The sequence below is a fragment of the Glycomyces arizonensis DSM 44726 genome, assembly GCF_000482705.1.
Classification (GTDB): domain Bacteria; phylum Actinomycetota; class Actinomycetes; order Mycobacteriales; family Micromonosporaceae; genus Glycomyces; species Glycomyces arizonensis.
In genome coordinates this window covers 1-1,989 of sequence record NZ_AXWO01000048.1, presented here as the reverse complement: position 1 = coordinate 1,989, position 1,989 = coordinate 1, and the positions used below count along the sequence as shown (strand labels likewise).

The 1,989-nt window shown below is 63.4% G+C and carries 2 protein-coding genes; one reads left to right on the top strand and one right to left on the bottom strand.

Going from position 1 to position 1,989, the window contains the following annotated elements; genetic code table 11:
- Positions 1-81: 81 nt before the first annotated feature.
- Positions 82-915, bottom strand: coding sequence for a DUF4158 domain-containing protein (locus tag H613_RS0120550; protein ID WP_026925258.1), 834 nt, complete (start codon positions 913-915; stop codon positions 82-84).
- A gap of 184 nt (positions 916-1,099) precedes the next feature.
- On the opposite strand from H613_RS0120550, the gene H613_RS0120545 reads away from it, so the two are divergent.
- The gene (locus tag H613_RS0120545) at positions 1,100-1,684 is read left to right on the top strand and encodes a hypothetical protein (RefSeq protein ID WP_026925257.1); all 585 of its coding nucleotides are present in this window, start codon (positions 1,100-1,102) and stop codon (positions 1,682-1,684) included.
- The last annotated feature ends 305 nt before the right edge of the window (positions 1,685-1,989 follow it).

Genomic DNA, 1,989 nt, shown 5'->3' with positions numbered 1-1,989 from the left:
GCCCTGACCGCCGCCATCTGGAACAACTGGAGGACCGGACAACCGGTCCTCCGCTCCCTCACGGCCTACGACCATTAGGAATCAATCATCTAGGGCGTCGGTGATCTCGCGCCGGCGGGTGTGCAGCAGCGCGGCCAGTAGCATCAGCCGTAGCTCGCGGGGGTGGTCGCGCAGGTGCGAGGGGGACTCGACCGCAGCGCGGGTCTTCCAGGCGGTGAGGACCTTCGGCGCGATGTCGGCGAAGACATCGGTGTCGACGCCGACCGCGCGCACGGCGGTGAGCTTGTCGATCTCGCCGAGCATCGAGTTCAAGCTGACCGCGCCGGGGTCGGACTTGATCTTCGCCAGCACGGAGTCCTTCTCCTCGGCCGCTTCGGGGACGTCGACGCCGACGAGCGCTTCGAGCCGGTCGCACGCGGCCGCGCCGAGCCGATTGACGATCCGGAAGCACAGGAGCTGCTCGGCGCGGTGCAGGGCCGACTTCACGATCCGCTCGATGCGGCCATCGGCTAGCGGTTCGACCTTCTCTGCCCGGCAGTGGTCCAGCAATTCGATCCGCACCTGCCCCGGGTGCCGCTCAGCCTGACAGACGTTGTCGACCAGCCAATCGGTGAACTTTGTGGCGTCCTCGACGGTGAACTCGCGGAAGCCCAGATGCGACCGGATCTGCGCCTTGTGGAACCGGTTGGTTCGCCCCTCCCACTCGTACAGGCTGATGTCGGCGGCCTCCACACGGACCTGCTGGGCGACGAAGGCGATCGTCTCGTCATCAAGCTCGGCCCGCCCGCGAGGGAAGCGGCCACGGAGGGTGTAGAACTTCAGCAGCAGCGCGAACCCCAGCCGGGTCGAACCGGTCTTGTTCCCCCAGGAGCTTCCGCTCGTCCTCCAGGAGCGTCCAGTGGTCCACAAGCTCATCAAGGCGATCTTCATTCACGATTTAAACAACGAGTCGGGCTCACACCAGGTCACGGGGCCGCCAACGCTACTTTGCCGCTGGTGACACGTTTCTTACCGGCACCCCTACATGGGATGGATTCACGTGCGTACGGGTCCTGGCTTTCAGCGCCACCGCAACCGGGTTTGGAGGGATCATGAAGCCATGCTGCATCTGACTTGGGACACAAACTGCATCATCACGATGGAGAGCGACACGACGGAGAGCAAGCTCGAGTACCGAGCTGCGGACAAGGCGGCCCTTGTGGAGCTGCTCGCCCTGCACGATGCGGGGAAGCTGGAAATCCGAATCCCCGCGGCCATGGCGAGCGAAACCCAGGTCGACGGTTCCTACATCCAGGATTTCGAAGAGCTGCGGGCCCGGTTTGCCGCTGATGGCCTGGAGCGGCTCGCGTCGGTGCCGCAGCCAGCACCAACCGTCTTCGGACAGGCGTTCTGGGGTCAGATGGCGTTCGCCGATGACCGGTTGAGGGAGATCTTTTCGGAGATGTTCCCAGGGGCATCCTTCGATGGACCTCGCGAAGGAGAGAACAAGCAGAAGTGGTGGGGCAGGCGGATTGACGCGGCTGTGTACTGGGGACATATCAACAGCGGTGGCGACCTCCTCGTCACAGCGGACCGGACGGGCTTCATCAAGGGCGGCACACGTGAAAAGCTGCTCGCCATCGGCGGCCGCGAGATCGCGACTCCGGTCGACTCTGTTGCATGGGTCAACAGCCAACTGACGTAGAACCTCTGTTACATGCCGCGTAGTTCACGTCGCGGTGGACCTCCCGCACATTGCCTCTCCGAGTGTAAGGACAGAACTGTTGCCTTCGAGTGAGTAGGATGCGGCCCGTCGTCACAGACTATTTGAGGCATAACCGTCTTCTGGGCTCTTGCCAGAGGCCTTCGGGTGGTGGGTAGAACTGGGAGATGATCGGCGCGGCCATCCAGTGCTCCAGGGCGTAAGCAAAGTCGTCTCGGTTGAAAAGTCTGTTCGATGAGTGCGAGGCCGAGGATTTCGAGGGGCAGCGTGTAGGGGTGGTTCGCGAT

Excerpts from the sequence above, each read along its gene's own strand:
- H613_RS0120550 (WP_026925258.1), bottom strand. The coding sequence starts at position 915 with ATGAGCTTGTGGACCACTGGACGCTCCTGGAGGACGAGCGGAAGCTCC.
- H613_RS0120545 (WP_026925257.1), top strand. The coding sequence starts at position 1,100 with ATGCTGCATCTGACTTGGGACACAAACTGCATCATCACGATGGAGAGC.